This is a genomic window from Saccharopolyspora rectivirgula DSM 43747, from assembly GCF_000497205.1.
Taxonomy (GTDB): Bacteria; Actinomycetota; Actinomycetes; order Mycobacteriales; family Pseudonocardiaceae; genus Saccharopolyspora; species Saccharopolyspora rectivirgula.
In genome coordinates this window covers 16,269-31,460 of record NZ_AYJW01000046.1, presented here as the reverse complement: position 1 = coordinate 31,460, position 15,192 = coordinate 16,269, and the positions used below count along the sequence as shown (strand labels likewise).

The following is a 15,192-nucleotide window of genomic DNA, read 5'->3' as shown; positions in this document are numbered from 1 at the left end:
CCTCCAGCAGCCGCTCCGCCGGCGCTTTGTCATCCACAGTAGACAAGGCGGTTCTCCTACTTCTGCTTCGGGTCGAGCGCGTCCCGCACGGTGTCACCGAGCATCACGAACGCCAGCACCGTGACCACCAGGAACATCGCCGGGAAGAACAGCAGGTGCGGGGCGACGGTGATGTACCGGCGGGATTCGGCGATCATCACGCCCCAGGACACCACCGGCGACCGCAGCCCGAGCCCGAGGAACGACAGGGTCGCTTCCGTGCCGATGAACCCGCCCAGCGCGATCGTGGCGTAGACGGTGACCGGCGCCAGGCAGTTCGGCAGCATGTGCCGGAAGATGATCCGCGTCGGACTGGCCCCCAGCGCCCGAGCCGCTTTGACGTAGTCCTGCTGCCGGGCCGAGATGGCCGCCGAACGCATGATGCGCATGGCCATCGGCCAGGAGAGCAGGGAGATCGACAGGATCACCAGGGTCACGATGCGGACCGGGTCGGGCGCTGCGGTCGCCGGGTTCAGCGTGGTGAGGATGACGATCGCACCCAGCACGAACGGCAGGCCGATGAAGATCTCACCGATCCGGGAGAGCAGGCTGTCCAGCCAACCCCCGGCGTAGCCGGCGATCAGACCGACCACCGAGCCGATGAGCACGGTGGCCAGCGTGGCCAGCAGGCCGACCATGATCGTGGCGCGGGCGCCGTAGATGCAGCGGGCGTAGATGTCGCGTCCCAGCGTGTCGTAGCCGAACCAGGCTTCAGCGGACGGGCCCTGCCGGGCTTTGCTCAGGTCCTGCACGTTGGGATCCACCGAGGTGAACAGCTGCGGGAACAGCGCCATCACCACCAGCACGGCGATGATGCCCATCGAGACCAGGAACATCGGCCGGCGGCGCAGCTCGTACCAGGCGTCCGCCCACAGGCCGCGCGGCTTGTCCTGTTTCTTCGGCGCAGCGGAGCCCGCTTCGGGCACCGCTGCCGGGGCGGTCTCGACCAGACCGGTGTCAGCAGGCTTAGTCATATCGGATCCTCGGGTCCAGAACCGCGTAGAGCACGTCCACGAGCAGGTTCATCACCAGGTACACAAGAACCAGCAGGGTGACGATTCCGGTGACGGTCGCCCCTTCCTGGGTCAGGATGGCGTCGTAGATCAACCCGCCGATGCCGCGGATGTTGAACACGCCTTCGGTGACGATGGCACCGCCCATCAGCGTGCCGAGGTCGGTGCCCAGGAAGGTCAGCACCGGGATGATCGAGTTGCGCATCAGGTGCACCCAGACCACCCGACGCGGCTCGAGCCCCTTCGCCACCGCGGTGCGCACGTAGTCGGCGCGCTTGTTCTCCATCAGGCTGGTCCGGGTCAACCGGGCCACGTAGGCCATGGAGAGACTGCCGAGGACGAACCCGGGCACGATCAGCTCGCCCCAGGTGGCTTGGCTGCTCACGCTGGGCCGGATGATGCCCAACTCGGTGCCGAGCACGACCTGCAGCACGAAACCGGTGACGAACACCGGCAGCGAGATCAGGAACAGCGTCGAGATCAGCACCAGGTTGTCGAGGAAGCCGCGGCCGCGCAGACCGGTCAGCACGCCCGCAGCGATGCCGATGACCGCCTCGATCACCAGGGCCACCACCGCGAGGCGGATGGTCACGGGATAGGCGTTGGCGACCAGTTGGCTGACTTGGATTCCCGAATAGGTCTCCCCGAAATCCCCCTGCAGCAGCTGCCACAGGTACTTGAAGTACTGGACGAAGACCGGGTCGTCCAAGTTGTACTTCTCGGTCATTTCCGCGACGTACGCGGGTGGACAGGGCCGGTCTCCGCAGCGCCCGGCGAACGGATCACCGGGCAGTGCCCAGACCAGCGCGTAGATGATGAAAGTCGTCCCGATGAAAACCGGGATCAGCTGCAGCAGTCGCCGCAACACGTAGCGCCCCACGCGAACCTCCTCCAGGACGCAAGCCGGGTCCGGCCTTCGCCAGGCCGGACCCGGTCACACGAGGTCAGGACACCAGCTTGACGGTTTCCAGGTTGAGCTGCCGGTCGAAGGTGATGGTCACGTTGTCGAGGTTCTCCGACCAACCGACGACCGCCTGCTGGTCCCACAGCGGAATGGACGGCATGTCCTTGGCCAGGATCTTCTCCGCCTCCGCGTAGAGCTTGTTGCTCTCCTCGGTGGTCGGCGCCTGGTCCGCGCGGTCCATCGCGGCGTCGAACTCGGGGTTGCTGTAGCGCATGTAGTTCGACGACGCGCCGGTGCGGTAGATCTTGCCGAGGAAGGTCTCCGCCGCCGGGTAGTCACCCAGCCAGCCGAAGCGGAACGGCCCGGTGTGCCCGTTCTCGTCGTGGATCTTCTGGAATTCCGCGAAGGTCGGCACCGGGTTGTAGGTGCAGTCCAGATCGAGGTTGTTCTTCCACTGGCCGCAGACGGCCTCGATCCACTCCTGGTGCCCGCCGTCGGCGTTGGAGGTGATGGTGATCGGCCCGCGGAAGCCGCTCTCGGCCAGCAGCTGCTTGGCCCGCTCCGGGTTGAACTCGCAGTACTCGCCGCAGCCGCCCACCTGGTAGTCCGGGATCGAGCCCTCCGGCACCCAGCCGACGGCCGGGGTGTAGGCGCCGTTGAAGATGGTGTCGATGATCTCCTGCCGGTTGATGGCCATCGACAGGGCGTGCCGCACCCGCGGGTCCTGGAACTTCGGGTCGTAGAGCGGGATCTGCAGCGCGTTGTTGCTCAGCAGCGGCTTCTTGGCGCCGCGGCCCTGCAGGTCGGCTTCCCACTTGTCGCCGACCATCGCCGACGCCGGGAGCTGGTCGAGGAAGTCGAGGTTGCCCGAAACCAGGTCCTGGTAGGCGGTTTCGAGTTCGTTGTAGATGCGGAACTCGACCCCGTTGATCTGCGGCTTGTTCTTGCCGGCGTAGTCCTCGTACTTGGTGAGCTTGATGTAGGCGTTGGGCTGGCGGTCTTCGAACTTGAACGGCCCGTTGCCGATCGGGTGCTCCTCGAAGCCCTTGGGGTCTTGGAAGAACTTCTCGGGCAGCGGCGAGAAGGCCGTGTAGCCCAGCATCGTCGGGAAGGTCGCGAACGGGGCCTTGAGGGTCACCTCGAAGGTCAGGTCGTCGATGACCTTCAGCCCCGACATCTCCTTGGCGGACGGTTCGGGGGCTTTCTGCGGCCCCTGGTCACCGTCGGGGTCCGGCGGGTTGACCTCGTCGTAGCCCTGGATGTGCTCGAAGAAGGAGGCCGTGGACTGCCCGTTGGGGGCGTAGGCCGCGTAGTTCCAGGCCTTGACGAAGCTTTCCGCGGTCACCGGTGAGCCGTCGTGGAACGTCCAGCCCTGCTTGAGCTTGATCGTGTAGACCTTGTTGTCGTCCGTCTCGATCGACTCGGCCACCTCGTTGTACGGCTCGGAGGTGAACTCGTCGTAGGCGACCAAACCGGTGAACATCGCGTCCAACACGTTGCCGCCACCGACTTCGGTGGTATTTGTTGGAACCAGTGGATTCTCCGGCTCGACCGAGTTGACGACGATGACGCCGTCCGCGGACGCTCCGCTGCCCCCTCCGCCGCAGGCGCTGGCGAGCAGGCCCACGGCGAGCGGCGCCGCAATCAATGCGGCAAAGCGTCGTTTACGCATACGTCCTCCTGTTTCCACGCGCGCGACCCACCGCAAGCAAAGTGGATGGGGTCATCACGCCGACGGAGATTTCACCGCCGCGTCAGACGTGCGTAAACATATTTGAAGCCGAAGAATTCGCAATGGACTGTCACAAAGCCGTCACTTTCTTTCTCGATTCAGCACCCCCTTCTTCCGCATAGTGGAACACGGTTCTTATCATCTGAGAACTAACTGATAGAGAGCGCGATACCGTCCAAAATGTCGTGTTCACTGACCGTGAGTGAATCGATACCGGAACGCTCGGAGAGCTCCTCGGCCAGCTTCTTGACCACCAACGATCCACCGCCGATGACGTCCACCCGACCCGGGTGCATGGAACCGATGGCGGCCCGCTGCTCGTGCGTCATTCCGAGCAGATCATCGGTAATCGAATTGATCTTTTTCTGGGAAATACGGGAAAGGTGAATTGCGACCGGGTCGTATTCCGGAAGATTCTGCGCGATGGCGGAAAGCGTGGTGATCGTTCCCGCGACCCCGACCCAGGTGCGCGCACCCGAACAATCCACCACCGCGAACGCCTCGTCCAGCACCTGGCGGGTCACCTTCTCGGCCTCCCGGACCTCCTCCGCGGTGGGCGGGTCGCTGTGCAAGCAGCGCTCGGTCAACCGCACGCACCCGATGTCCACCGAGCGGGAGGCGGAGATCTCGGCCCGCAGCCCGTCCCACGAACCCACCACGAGCTCGGTGGAACCACCGCCCACATCGGTCACCACGAACGGCCCGTCCGCCGGCTCCAGGTCACCGACCGCGCCGGTGAAGGACAGCCGGGCCTCCTCCTCGCCGCTGATCACCTCGGCGTCCACCCCGAGCGTGCGGCGCACCATCTCGAAGAAGTCCTCGCGGTTCTCCGCGTCCCGGGTCGCCGACGTGGCCACCATGCGCACCTTCTCCACGCCCTTGCGCAACGCGATGGCCGTGTAGTCGGCCAGCGCCTTGCGGGTGCGCTCGATGGCCTCCTCCGCCAACCTGCCGGTGGCGTCCACCCCCTGGCCGAGTCGGACCACCTGCATCGTGCGGACGATGTCGCGCAGGTCCTTCCTGCCGTCCTCGTGCACGGTCACATCCGCCACCAGCAGGCGGATCGAGTTGGTGCCGCAGTCGATGGCCGCGACCCGTGGCATGGGCTTCCTCCTCGTCGTCGTCGGCCCGGCGGGCGGGTGCCGCCGGATAGCGCCAAGTCTCCACGCTATCGAGCCCGACCTGCACCCGCGCCGACACCGCCCGGGGCTCCCGGCGACCGCGGTGAACCGGACGAAAGCCGCCGAGTCCCGTCGAGGTCTCGTGCTGACGGCGGATCTCGGCCTAATCTTCAGGAATGCGCCGCAATGACTCGCCACCAGCAATCGACTACCGGACCCACCGGGTGACCAACCAGGCCCCGCCGCTGGACGGGTTCGATCCGCTGGCCTGCGATCCCGCGCTGCAGGGCGTTATCGACCGCTACCGCCTCGACGACCTGTCCGAGCTCGCCGAACGAGCCGGCTCCGCCGAAGCCCGGGAGCAAGGCCGGCTCGCCAACGAGAACCCGCCCGTGCTGCGCACCCACGACCGCTACGGGAACCGCATCGACGAGGTGGAATTCCACCCGTCCTGGCACTGGCTGATGTCCCAGGCCATCCACCACGGCCTGCACGCCGCCCCCTGGACGCAGCCCAGCGGTCGAGCCCACCTGCGCCGGGCCGCCGGGTTCTACCTGTGGTCCCAAGCCGAAGCCGGGCACGGGTGCCCGGTGTCCATGACCTACGCCGCGGTGCCCGCCCTGCGCCACAACCCCGAGCTGGCCGAAGAGCTCGTGCCCAAGCTCGCCTCCCGCGACTACGACCCCGTCCTGCGCCCACCGGCGGAGAAAACGGCGCTGCTGGCCGGGATGTCGATGACCGAGAAGCAGGGCGGCTCCGACGTGCGGGCCAACACCACCACCGCGGAACCGCTCGGCGACGGGACCTACCGGCTCGTCGGGCACAAGTGGTTCACCTCGGCGCCGATGAACGACGTGTTCCTCACCCTGGCGCAAGCCCCGGGCGGGCTGAGCTGCTTCCTGGTGCCCCGCGTGCTGCCGGACGGCAGCCGCAACGAGATCCGCCTGCAGCGGCTGAAGGACAAGCTGGGCAACAAGTCCAACGCCTCCTCGGAGATCGAGTACACCGGCGCCATCGGGCACCTCATCGGCGAAGAGGGGCGCGGTGTCCGCTGCATCATCGAAATGGTTTCGATGACCCGGTTGGACTGCGTGCTCGGTTCAGCGGCCAACATCCGCATCGCCCTGTCCGAAGCCGCCCACCACGTCCAGCACCGCAGCGCGTTCGGCCAGCGCCTGGCCGACACCCCGCTGATGCAGCAGGTCGTCGCCGACCTGGCGGTGGAATCGGAAGCCGCCACGGCCCTGGCGATGCGACTGGCCGCCGCGGTGGACTCCGGGGAGAACTCCCTGCTGCGCCTGGCCCTGCCGGCCACCAAGTTCTACGTGTGCAAACGCGCCCCCGGCGCGGTGGCCGAAGCCCTGGAATGCCTGGGCGGCAACGGGTACGTCGAAGAATCCGGCATGCCCCGGCTGTACCGGGAAGCGCCGCTGATGTCCATCTGGGAGGGTTCCGGCAACGTCACCGCGCTCGACGTGCTGCGGGCCCTGCGCAAACAACCGGAATCGGCCGAAGCGGTGCTGGCCGAGCTGGGCAGCGCCACCGGGGCCAACGCGGACTACGACGCGGCGGTGCGCCACCTGCGGGACCAGCTGACCCGCCCGGAACCCGCCGCGGCCCGGCAGCTCGCCCAGCAGCTCGCCGTCACCCTCCAAGCCAGCCTGCTGCTGCGGTACGCGCCGCAAGAGGTCAGCGACGCGTTCGTGGCGACCCGGCTGCAGAACCCGCAGCACACCTACGGCGCTGCCCCGGTGGCGGCGGCCGCGAAGCTGGTGGAGCGCGTCACCCCGCGCTGAGCCGGTCGGCTGCCGCGGCCTCCGGCTGCGGCAGCCCGGTCAGCGGTTGAGCAAGTAGCGGTGCTCCGGCCAGCGCTGCGCGATCAAGTCGACGACCTCGTCACCGAACGGGTTCACCCCGGGGCCTTTGGCCAACGCATGGGCCAAGTGGACGTGCAAGCACTTGACCCGCCCCGGCATGCCGCCGGCGGTGACCTGGGTGCCCAGCGGCTCCAACGCGTCGCGTTCGGCCAAGTAGGACTCGTGCGCCCGCCGGTACTGCTCGGCCAGTTCCGGGTCCTGCGAGAGCCGCTCGGTCATCTCCCGCATCAGCCCCTCGGCTTCCAGCGTGGAGACGTTGGAGACCAGCGGAGGTGACGTCAAGTAGTAGAGGGTCGGGAACGGGGTGCCGTTCTCCAACCTGGGCCAGGTCTGCACCACGGTCGGCTCCCCGTTCGCGTCCCGCGCTGCGATCGCGTGCAGCCCCCGGGGAGGCCTGCCGAGCTGACGCGCGACGATCTCCCGCTCCTCCTCGGTGACCAACGCAGGAGGGCGCCTGCTCGAACTCACCGTCACGATTCCTTCCCCAGCAGCGAATTCCACAACTCCTCGTACCACGGGACATCGCCGGCCGCCGGTCGTGGCCGCTCCGGAGCTTCCGGCGAGGTGTCCGGGAGCTCCACGATATAAGGGGTTTCGCCGGGGCGGACGTACCCCAGCCGCTCCCGGGCCTCGGCCTCCACATGGGCCGGATCGTTGAGCTCCCGCTTGCGCTGCTCGAGCTGCTCGACCTCGCGCAACAGCTGTTCCTGCCGCTGCCGCTGCTCGTCCAGTTCGGCCTGCTGGCTCAAGTAGGTGCGCAACGGCACCGAGATGCTCAGCGCCATCGCGCACACCACGGTGGCGAGCACGGCGGCCCGGCGCGTGGAGGAGAGCTGGAACGCCCCGGCCGTGCTCGCCCTGGCCCGATTCGCCTTCGTCCGCGGCCGGGCCGTGCTCTGCCGGCCCGGCTTGCGGACTTTGGTCTTGGCCGCGGTGCCGGTCCGGCGAGCGCGCGCACCGGGACGCCCAGCCGAGGATTCCTCCCGGCGGCCGCGCCGTCCGCGGTTCGGTGAAGCCCGCCCGACCGGCATCAGCTCAGTTCTCCGGGGTGAACCGCGGGAAGGCCAGCTCGCCGGCGTAGCGGGCGGCGTCGCCGAGCGCTTCCTCGATGCGCAGCAGCTGGTTGTACTTGGCGACCCGCTCGCTGCGCGCCGGGGCACCGGTCTTGATCTGGCCGCAGCCGGTGGCCACCGCCAGGTCGGCGATCGTGGTGTCCTCGGTCTCGCCGGAGCGGTGGCTCATCATGCACTTGTAGCCGCTGGAGGTGGCCAGCCCGACCGCGTCCAAGGTCTCCGAGAGGGTGCCGATCTGGTTGACCTTGACCAGCAGCGCGTTGGCCACGCCGCGGTTGATGCCGTCCTCCAACCGCTCCGGGTTGGTGACGAACAGGTCGTCCCCGACCAGCTGCACCTTGTCACCGACCTCGGAGGTCAGCTGCTTCCAGCCGTCCCAGTCGTCCTCGGCCAGCGGGTCCTCGACGGACACCAGCGGGTAGGAGTTGAGCAGCTCGCCGTAGTACTGGGCCATCTGCTCGGCGGTGCGCTTGCTGCCCTCGAACTGGTAGCTGCCGTCGGAGAAGAACTCGGTGGCGGCCACGTCGAGGGCCAGCACGATGTCGCGCCCCGGCTTGTACCCGGCCTTCTCGATGGCCGAGACCAGCAGGTCCAGCGCTTCCCGGTTGTTCGGCAGGTCCGGGGCGAAACCACCTTCGTCACCCAGCCCGGTGGCCAGGCCCTTGGACTTCAGCACCGACTTGAGGGCGTGGTAGGTCTCCGCACCCCAGCGCAGCGCTTCGGCGAAGGAGTCCGCGCCGATCGGGGCGATCATGAACTCCTGGATGTCCACCCCGGTGTCGGCGTGCGCGCCGCCGTTGAGGATGTTCATCATCGGGACCGGGAGCACGTGCGCGTTGGGGCCGCCGACGTAGCGGAACAGCTCCAGGCCCGACGACTCCGCCGCCGCCTTGGCCACGGCCAGCGACACGCCCAGGATCGCGTTGGCGCCGAGCCGGGACTTGTCCGGAGTGCCGTCCAGGTCGACCAGCTTCTGGTCGACCACGCGCTGCTCGGTGGCGTCGAGCCCGGCCAGCTCGGGACCGATCTCGTCCAAGACCGCCGCAACGGCTTTCTCCACACCCTTGCCGCCGTAGCGGGCGGCGTCACCGTCGCGCAGCTCGACAGCCTCGTGCTCGCCGGTCGAGGCACCAGACGGAACTGCGGCACGACTGAGGGTGCCATCTTCGAGTGCCACTTCGACCTCGACGGTGGGGTTTCCGCGGGAGTCGAGGATCTCGCGGGCACCGACCTGCTCGATGATCGCCACGTGTGCTCCTAACCAGCGTTCGAACTATGGAGGTGCGGCCTCGGGGGCCGGGTCTGCACCGGACAGCAGACCGGTCTCCGGACGACCACTTATGAGCCTAACCGGCTAGTCGGGTGACACACCGCAGACTCGCACGGACCGACCGAGCAGGCCCAGCGGGACACGCAGCAACCAGGGGAGATCCCGGGCAAATCGATTCGGTGCGCGTTCCGCGGCGCCCGGGCCGACCCGGTTGGCCGAAGCACGAGGCGCCCGCATCACCTACCGTGGAGCACGTATGACGTCAGACAGCGCCGTGGAAGCGTTCCGCAAAGCAGAGGACCTGCTCTCGCAGCGTCGACCGTTGGAAGCGCTGCGGGCCCTCACCCCTGTGCTGGACGTCGCCGGCGACAAACCGAGCGTGCAGCTGCTGCTCGGCCGCGCCTACTTCCACTCCGCCCAGCTCCGGCGGGCCGAGGAAGCGCTGCTGCGGGTGCTCGAACTGGACCCCTCCGACCACTACGCGCGGCTGATGCTGGGCCGGACGCTGCAGCGGCAGGGCCGGTTGAACGAAGCCCGCACCCAGCTGCGGCTGGCGGCGACGATGCACCCGGACCCGGCCTACCAGGAAGCGCTCGGCGAGATCAACGCCCGGATCGCCAACCTGTCCTAGCAGCCGGTCAGCTGCGCCGGCTGGCGACCTCGGCGTACCGCTCGGCCATGGCGAACACCTTTTGGGCGTACTCGACCGAGTTGTTGTACGACATCACAGCCGACCACCAGCCGGCGCCGGTGCTCAAGTCCCGTCCCCCGGCGCACAGGTAGCGGGCGGCGGCCATGGCCGCGTCGTCGATGTTCTGCGGATCGCCGATGCCGTCCCCGTTCCCGTCGGTCGCCCACTTGTTCCAGGTGGAGGGGATGAACTGCAGCGGACCGACGGCCCGGTCGAACACCGCGTCCCCGTCGAACAGCCCGCCATCGGTGTCCGGGATGGCCCGCACCCCGGGCGAACCGTCCAGCGCGATCCCGATGATCGGTGCGGAAGGCCGCCCGTCCTCACCCAGCCGGCGACCGGCGAAGCGGCCGTGGTTGGACTCGATCCGGCCGATCCCGGCCAGGGTAGCCCAGGAGAGGTGGCACCCCGGCTGGTGCTCGCGCATGGCCAGCTCGGCGTTGACGTAGGCGACCACCGCCCGGGCGGGGATGTCGACCACCGCGGCGACCTGGTCCGCCCACTGCCGGACCGGGTCGGGGTCGGCGGCGGCCGCGGGGAGCTCCGGCAGCGGCTTCTCCTCCGGGGCGGTCGAGCCGGGTTCGACCTGGGCGGGTTCGACCGGTTGCACCGGAGGCGGACCGGCGACCGGAGCCGGGGCCGGGGTGCTGAGCACGTGGAGCAGCCCAACTCCGCCAGCTGTCGCCGCCAGCAGCAGCAGGGCTGCGCCCAGCCGCCCCAGCGCGGCGAGCACGGGCGGGGTGTCTCTGATCACGCAGCAGAGGCTACTTGGGAGTAGTTATTCGGTCACTACTCCTCCGGACAGCAGTTTCCGGCTCTTCTTCCCGTAGTAGTCGGCGTAGTTGATGACTTCCTGCACGTAGTCGCGGCTCTGGTTGTAGGTGAGCAGGGCCTTCCAGAACCGGTCCGGCTGCTGCAGGTCCCCACCCACCGAACACAGGTAGCGGGCGGCTGCCATGGCCGCGTCGTCGATGTCGTTCGGGTCGGCGACGCCGTCACCGTCGGCGTCCACACCCCACTCGCGCCAGCTCTCCGGGATGAACTGGAGCGGGCCGACGGCCCGGTCCCACTGCTCGTCGCCGTCCAGCTCTCCCCCGTCGGTGTCCTCGATGCGCTTCACCCCGGGACTGCCGTCCAGCGCCGGGCCGATCACCGGGCGGTCCGGCCTGCCGGTCTGGTCCAGCTTCGCCCCGCCGTACCGGCCGTGGCTGGACTCCACCGCCCCGATGCCGGCCAGCACGGTCCAGGTCAGGTGGCACTCCGGCATGGACTGCTCGAGCGCGCGCTGGGCGTAGCCGTAGGCCTGCAGCGCCGCGCGCGGGATGTTCAACCCGTCGGCCAACGCCTCCGACCAGTCGACCAGCTGCCGCTGCGGACGCTCCTCGGCCGACAGCGGAGGCCCGCCGGGAACGTGCAGCCGCACCTGCGGCGGCGGGACCCCGGCGTCCGGCGGCGCTTCCGCGGGGGGCGGCTCGAACGGGGCGACCTGCTTCTCCTGCTCCGGCGCCGGGGAGCACGACAGCAGCACGGTGAGCGCAGGGGCCAGAACCAGCCAGAACAGGCGCGGCAACAACATCCTCCCTCTACGCACACCAGGACTGCCGGTGCTCCGGGCGGCGGAGCACAGCTGAGCCGGAGATCAAGTCAAGCACAGGACCGGTCAGCCCAGGCCGGAGTCCGGCAAATCGGTTAGCAGTTCGCGCCATTCAGCGGAGTCCAGCTGTCGCGGATCCTTGCCGGCTTCTCGCGCCCGCCGCTCGGCCGCCCGGATCCGCTCGGCGAACTCCAGCGCCACTGCGCGCAGCTCGTCCTCCGGGTCGGCCCCGGCCAGCTTGGCCCGAGCGGCGATGGCGAAGAGCTCCTCCCCCGCGGAACCGCCGAAGTCCAGCTCGTCGACCGGAACCCCGGCCCTGCTGGCCCGCTGCACCAGCTTGGCCGCCAGCGCCACCGCGGGCTGCCCCAGCGCCACGCCGTCCACGATGGAATCGCGCTGCTTCTCCTGCTGCTTGAGCTCTTCCCAGCGGGCGTGCTGCGACTCGGCGTCCAGCACTTGCCCGTCCTCGGCGAACACGTTCGGATGCCGGGAAACGAGCTTGCCCACCAGCCCGGCCGCCACCTCGTCGATGTCGAAGGGATCGGCCTCGTCCTCGGCCGCCACCCGGGCGTGGAACAGCACCTGCAGCAGCACGTCACCCAGCTCTTCGCGCATCGCCCCGCGATCCCGCTGCGCGATGGCGTCCAGCAGCTCGTAGGTCTCCTCCACCAAGTACTTGCGCAGCGTTCGGTGGTCCTGCTGGGCGTCCCACGGGCAGCCGCCCGGGGAGCGCAACCGGTCCATCACCGCGACCGCGTCCAACAACTCCACCCCGGTGGGCGCCGGCGCGGAGACCACCGGGGCCCCCGCCGCGCTGAGCCCCTTGGACTCGGCGGAGCTGAGCTCGCCGGCGACCAGCACGACCGGCTCCCGAGCGGCCTGCCGCAGCAGCTCCTCCACCGCGGGCGGCTCGGTCGCCCCCAGCTCCCGCCGCAAACTGCCGGACACCCCGGACTCGGCGTACACCGCGCTGGCACCGCGCAGCAGCCGCACCGCCGCGGCGGGCACCACATCGCCGAGCCGGTCGTCCACCAGCACGACCGCGCAGCCGTGCGCCACCTCGAGCTCAGTGTTCATAGCACAATCGTCCCCATCCAGCGGAACAACACGTCATCCGCACGTTCGCGGGCCAACGGCCCAAGGGTTCAGCCTACTTCGGCCCGAACGGGTGAAAACCAAAATCCCCTGGTCTCCTCCTCGTTGGGGACAGCGGTGAGCGCAATCGGATCCCACACCCCGTAGCGCGGGCTGAGCTGCACGCCGACCCGGTCCGCCGTGACCGCCAGCAGCCGGGTGCCCACCGCCTCCAGCACCTGGTCGTCGAGAGGCGCCGCATCGCGGACCACCTGCTCGTCGGCCGACCGCTGCTTGACCCGGGCCACGACCCACTGCCCGCTGCGGGGCCGGGGCTCGAAAGCCACCACGGTACCCGGCAGAGCGCCGAAGAGCGGTGTCATCGCGGCGACCTCCGGATCCTCGGCTGCCGTCATCCGCTGGTCGACGACGACCTGCCCACCGGCCCGCCGCTCCTCCTGCAGCAACCGGTCCGCCTCCTGCGGCCCCATCGCCATCCGGCGGGCCTTCTCCCCGGCTTCCCGGCGGTCGGCGGCCTGCACGTAGTCCACCGTCACCGCGAGCCGCGGAACGTACTTGCGCCCCAGCTCGGTGAGCAACAGCGCCGACCTCGCCATCGACCGGGCCTGCTGCGGGGTGAGCAGGCTCCCCCGCGTGATCTCCTCGACCCCGCCGTGGCGGTCGATGACCTCCTCGACCCGACCCGGGGAAACCCGCAGGCCTTCGCGCTGCGCCACCTGCTCGACCAGTTCCTGCTTGACCAGGTGACCAGCGATCTCCCGAGCGCTGTCGTCCAGCCGGCCCTGCTGCTGCAACCGCTGCTCGAGATCCGGGTCCTGCGCGAAGGCCTCCCGCATCCAGGACTGCACCTCGGCGACCGGGATCCGGGTCCCACCGACGATCGCGGCAGCACCCGCCCTACCGGGTTCCACGCCGCAGCCGGTGAGCAGCACCGCGGCGACGGCCCCCAGCACGAGCAGACGCGCCCGGCGGATCATGGCGAACCTCACGGCGGCCACCCTCTCACGAGATCAACTCGCGGTGAAGTCCCACCGCGCGGCAAAACCCGCTCCCACCCCCGGAAGCGTCACGGCACCGCTGCCCGCGGGCCCCTCACTCCCGGTCTTCTTCTTCCTCCTCCGCCGCCGGGCTGACCTCCAACTGGAAATCGGGCCCGTGCCGCTCGGTCCCGGTGATGACCGCCTGTTCGAGGACCTGCGCCCCCTTCCGCTCGCGGCGCATCATCGGGTCGCTGCGCAGGTCCTTCATCAACGCCACGCAGAGCAGGACCATCACCACCAGGAACGGCGCCGAGGCCAGGAAGGTGAGGTTCTGGATACCGCTGAGCGCGTCCTCCCCGCCGATGATCAGCATGATCGCGGCCACCGCACCGGTCGCCGCACCCCAATACACCACGATCCAGCGCTTGGGGGTGATCGAGCCGCGCTGGGACAGCGTGCCCATCACCACCGAGGCCGCGTCCGCGCCCGAGACGAAGAAGATCGCCACCAGGACCATCACCAGCACCGAGGTGACCCCCGCTATCGGCAGGGTCTCCAGCACCGAGAAGGTCTGGGCCTCCTCGCTGCCGGTCCCGAAGACGTTGATCCCGCTCCGCTGGGTGTGGATCGCGGTGCCGCCGAGGATGGAGAACCAGATGATGCTCACCACGCTGGGCACCAGGATCACCCCGCCGACGAACTGGCGGATGGTGCGCCCGCGGCTGATCCGGGCGATGAACATGCCGACGAACGGCGTCCAGGAGATCCACCACGCCCAGTAGAAGATCGTCCAGCTCGACAACCAGCTGTTCATCTCCTCGCCGCCGGTGGCGCCGGAGCGGGAAGCCATCTCCCCGAAGTCCCGCACGTAGTCACCGATGGACATCGGCACCAGGTCGAGCACGAACACGGTCGGCCCGGCCACGAAGATGAACACCGCCAGGATCAGCGCCAGCACCATGTTGATGTTGGACAGCCACTGGATGCCGCGGGCGATGCCGGACACGGCCGAGGCGATGAAGCAGATGGTCAGCACCACGATGATCAGCACCAGGACGGTCTGCCCGATGTTGCCGATCCAGCCCACCGCCTGCATGCCGCTGCGGATCTGCAGGGTGCCCAACCCGAGGGAGGCCGCGGAACCGAAGAGGGTGGCGAACAGCGCCAAGATGTCGATCACCTTGCCCGCCGGGCCGTTCGACCGGCGCGACCCGATCAGCGGGGTGAACACCGCGCTGATCGTCTGCCGGCGGTCGCGGCGGAACGCCGAGTAGGCGATGGCCAACCCGACCACCGCGTAGATCGACCACGGGTGGAGCGTCCAGTGGAACAGGGAGGTGGCCATGGCGACTTCGATCGCTTTGTCGCTCTCCGGCGGCACCGTGCCCGGTGGTGGTTCGACGAAGTGGGCCAGCGGCTCGGCGATGCCGAAGAACATCAGCCCGATGCCCATGCCGGCGCTGAACATCATGGCTATCCAGGACACGGTGTGGAACTCCGGGGCTTCCCCGTCCTTGCCCAGCGGCACCGATCCGTACCGGCTGAAGGCCAGCCACACCGCGAAGATCACGAAACCGGTGGCGGCGAGCACGAACGCCCACCCGCCGTTGGTCACCAGCCAAGCCAACCCGGCGTCAGCGGCCGCCGCCAGCGTTTCGGTGGACAGCACACCCCAGCCGACGAAGAAGACGGTGATGACCGCGGTCACCCCGAAGACCACGAAATCGGTGCGTGGTGAACGCGCACTCGATTCGAGCTGGGAGCGCTGCCCAGGCTCGGGGCTCTGCTTGCTCATGGCTCCCG

Annotated in this window: 14 protein-coding genes; 2 read left to right on the top strand and 12 right to left on the bottom strand. The window is 69.0% G+C overall.

Going from position 1 to position 15,192, the window contains the following annotated elements; translation table 11 throughout:
* Nucleotides 1–56: 56 nt before the first annotated feature.
* The 4 genes from SREC43747_RS0113350 to SREC43747_RS0113335 all read right to left on the bottom strand — a co-directional run bounded on the left by SREC43747_RS0113350 (nt 57) and on the right by SREC43747_RS0113335 (nt 4,791).
* Nucleotides 57–1,013, bottom strand: a complete 957-nt coding sequence (locus SREC43747_RS0113350; protein ID WP_029721773.1) for an ABC transporter permease — start codon at nt 1,011–1,013, stop codon at nt 57–59.
* Nucleotides 1,006–1,932 carry an ABC transporter permease gene (locus tag SREC43747_RS0113345; protein WP_029721772.1) on the bottom strand — a complete coding sequence of 309 codons (927 nt, stop codon included), beginning with the start codon at nt 1,930–1,932 and terminating at the stop codon, nt 1,006–1,008. The genes SREC43747_RS0113350 and SREC43747_RS0113345 overlap by 8 nt, the downstream gene beginning before the upstream one ends.
* 64 nt (nt 1,933–1,996) lie before the next feature.
* Entirely contained in the window at nt 1,997–3,604 is a 1,608-nt protein-coding gene (locus SREC43747_RS0113340; RefSeq protein ID WP_236623182.1) for a peptide ABC transporter substrate-binding protein, read from the bottom strand.
* A gap of 233 nt (nt 3,605–3,837) precedes the next feature.
* Entirely contained in the window at nt 3,838–4,791 is a 954-nt protein-coding gene (locus tag SREC43747_RS0113335; protein ID WP_029721770.1) for a Ppx/GppA phosphatase family protein, read from the bottom strand.
* A gap of 194 nt (nt 4,792–4,985) precedes the next feature.
* On the opposite strand from SREC43747_RS0113335, the gene SREC43747_RS0113330 reads away from it, so the two are divergent.
* On the top strand, nt 4,986–6,605 hold the full coding sequence (locus tag SREC43747_RS0113330; protein ID WP_051388009.1) for an acyl-CoA dehydrogenase family protein: 1,620 nt from the start codon (nt 4,986–4,988) through the stop codon (nt 6,603–6,605).
* 39 nt (nt 6,606–6,644) lie between these two features.
* Here the strand turns inward: SREC43747_RS0113330 and SREC43747_RS0113325 are convergent, their stop codons facing one another.
* From SREC43747_RS0113325 to eno, 3 genes are read right to left on the bottom strand one after another with little or no spacing between them, the layout of a single operon-like run.
* Nucleotides 6,645–7,154, bottom strand: a complete 510-nt coding sequence (locus tag SREC43747_RS0113325; protein WP_029721768.1) for a DUF501 domain-containing protein — start codon at nt 7,152–7,154, stop codon at nt 6,645–6,647.
* Nucleotides 7,155–7,156: 2 nt separating this feature from the next.
* On the bottom strand, nt 7,157–7,717 hold the full coding sequence (locus SREC43747_RS0113320; RefSeq protein WP_029721767.1) for an FtsB family cell division protein: 561 nt from the start codon (nt 7,715–7,717) through the stop codon (nt 7,157–7,159).
* A 4-nt stretch (nt 7,718–7,721) separates the two neighbouring features.
* On the bottom strand, nt 7,722–9,008 hold the full coding sequence (gene eno, locus SREC43747_RS0113315) for a phosphopyruvate hydratase (RefSeq protein ID WP_029721766.1): 1,287 nt from the start codon (nt 9,006–9,008) through the stop codon (nt 7,722–7,724).
* 277 nt (nt 9,009–9,285) lie between these two features.
* On the opposite strand from eno, the gene SREC43747_RS0113310 reads away from it, so the two are divergent.
* Nucleotides 9,286–9,660 (top strand): tetratricopeptide repeat protein, encoded by a 375-nt coding sequence (locus SREC43747_RS0113310; protein ID WP_029721765.1) that lies wholly within the window; start codon nt 9,286–9,288, stop codon nt 9,658–9,660.
* 7 nt (nt 9,661–9,667) lie between these two features.
* Here SREC43747_RS0113310 and SREC43747_RS0113305 read toward each other — a convergent pair whose 3' ends face one another.
* The 5 genes from SREC43747_RS0113305 to SREC43747_RS0113285 all read right to left on the bottom strand — a co-directional run bounded on the left by SREC43747_RS0113305 (nt 9,668) and on the right by SREC43747_RS0113285 (nt 15,184).
* Nucleotides 9,668–10,474 (bottom strand): lytic transglycosylase domain-containing protein, encoded by an 807-nt coding sequence (locus SREC43747_RS0113305; protein ID WP_029721764.1) that lies wholly within the window; start codon nt 10,472–10,474, stop codon nt 9,668–9,670.
* A gap of 24 nt (nt 10,475–10,498) precedes the next feature.
* Nucleotides 10,499–11,296, bottom strand: a complete 798-nt coding sequence (locus tag SREC43747_RS0113300; RefSeq protein ID WP_029721763.1) for a lytic transglycosylase domain-containing protein — start codon at nt 11,294–11,296, stop codon at nt 10,499–10,501.
* Nucleotides 11,297–11,380: 84 nt separating this feature from the next.
* The gene (locus SREC43747_RS0113295; RefSeq protein WP_037331967.1) at nt 11,381–12,391 is read right to left on the bottom strand and encodes a nucleoside triphosphate pyrophosphohydrolase; all 1,011 of its coding nucleotides are present in this window, start codon (nt 12,389–12,391) and stop codon (nt 11,381–11,383) included.
* A gap of 68 nt (nt 12,392–12,459) precedes the next feature.
* A complete protein-coding gene (locus SREC43747_RS0113290; RefSeq protein ID WP_236623181.1) occupies nt 12,460–13,398 on the bottom strand; it encodes a SurA N-terminal domain-containing protein in 939 nt (312 codons plus the stop codon).
* A 103-nt stretch (nt 13,399–13,501) separates the two neighbouring features.
* A complete protein-coding gene (locus SREC43747_RS0113285) occupies nt 13,502–15,184 on the bottom strand; it encodes a BCCT family transporter (protein ID WP_029721760.1) in 1,683 nt (560 codons plus the stop codon).
* Nucleotides 15,185–15,192: the final 8 nt, after the last annotated feature.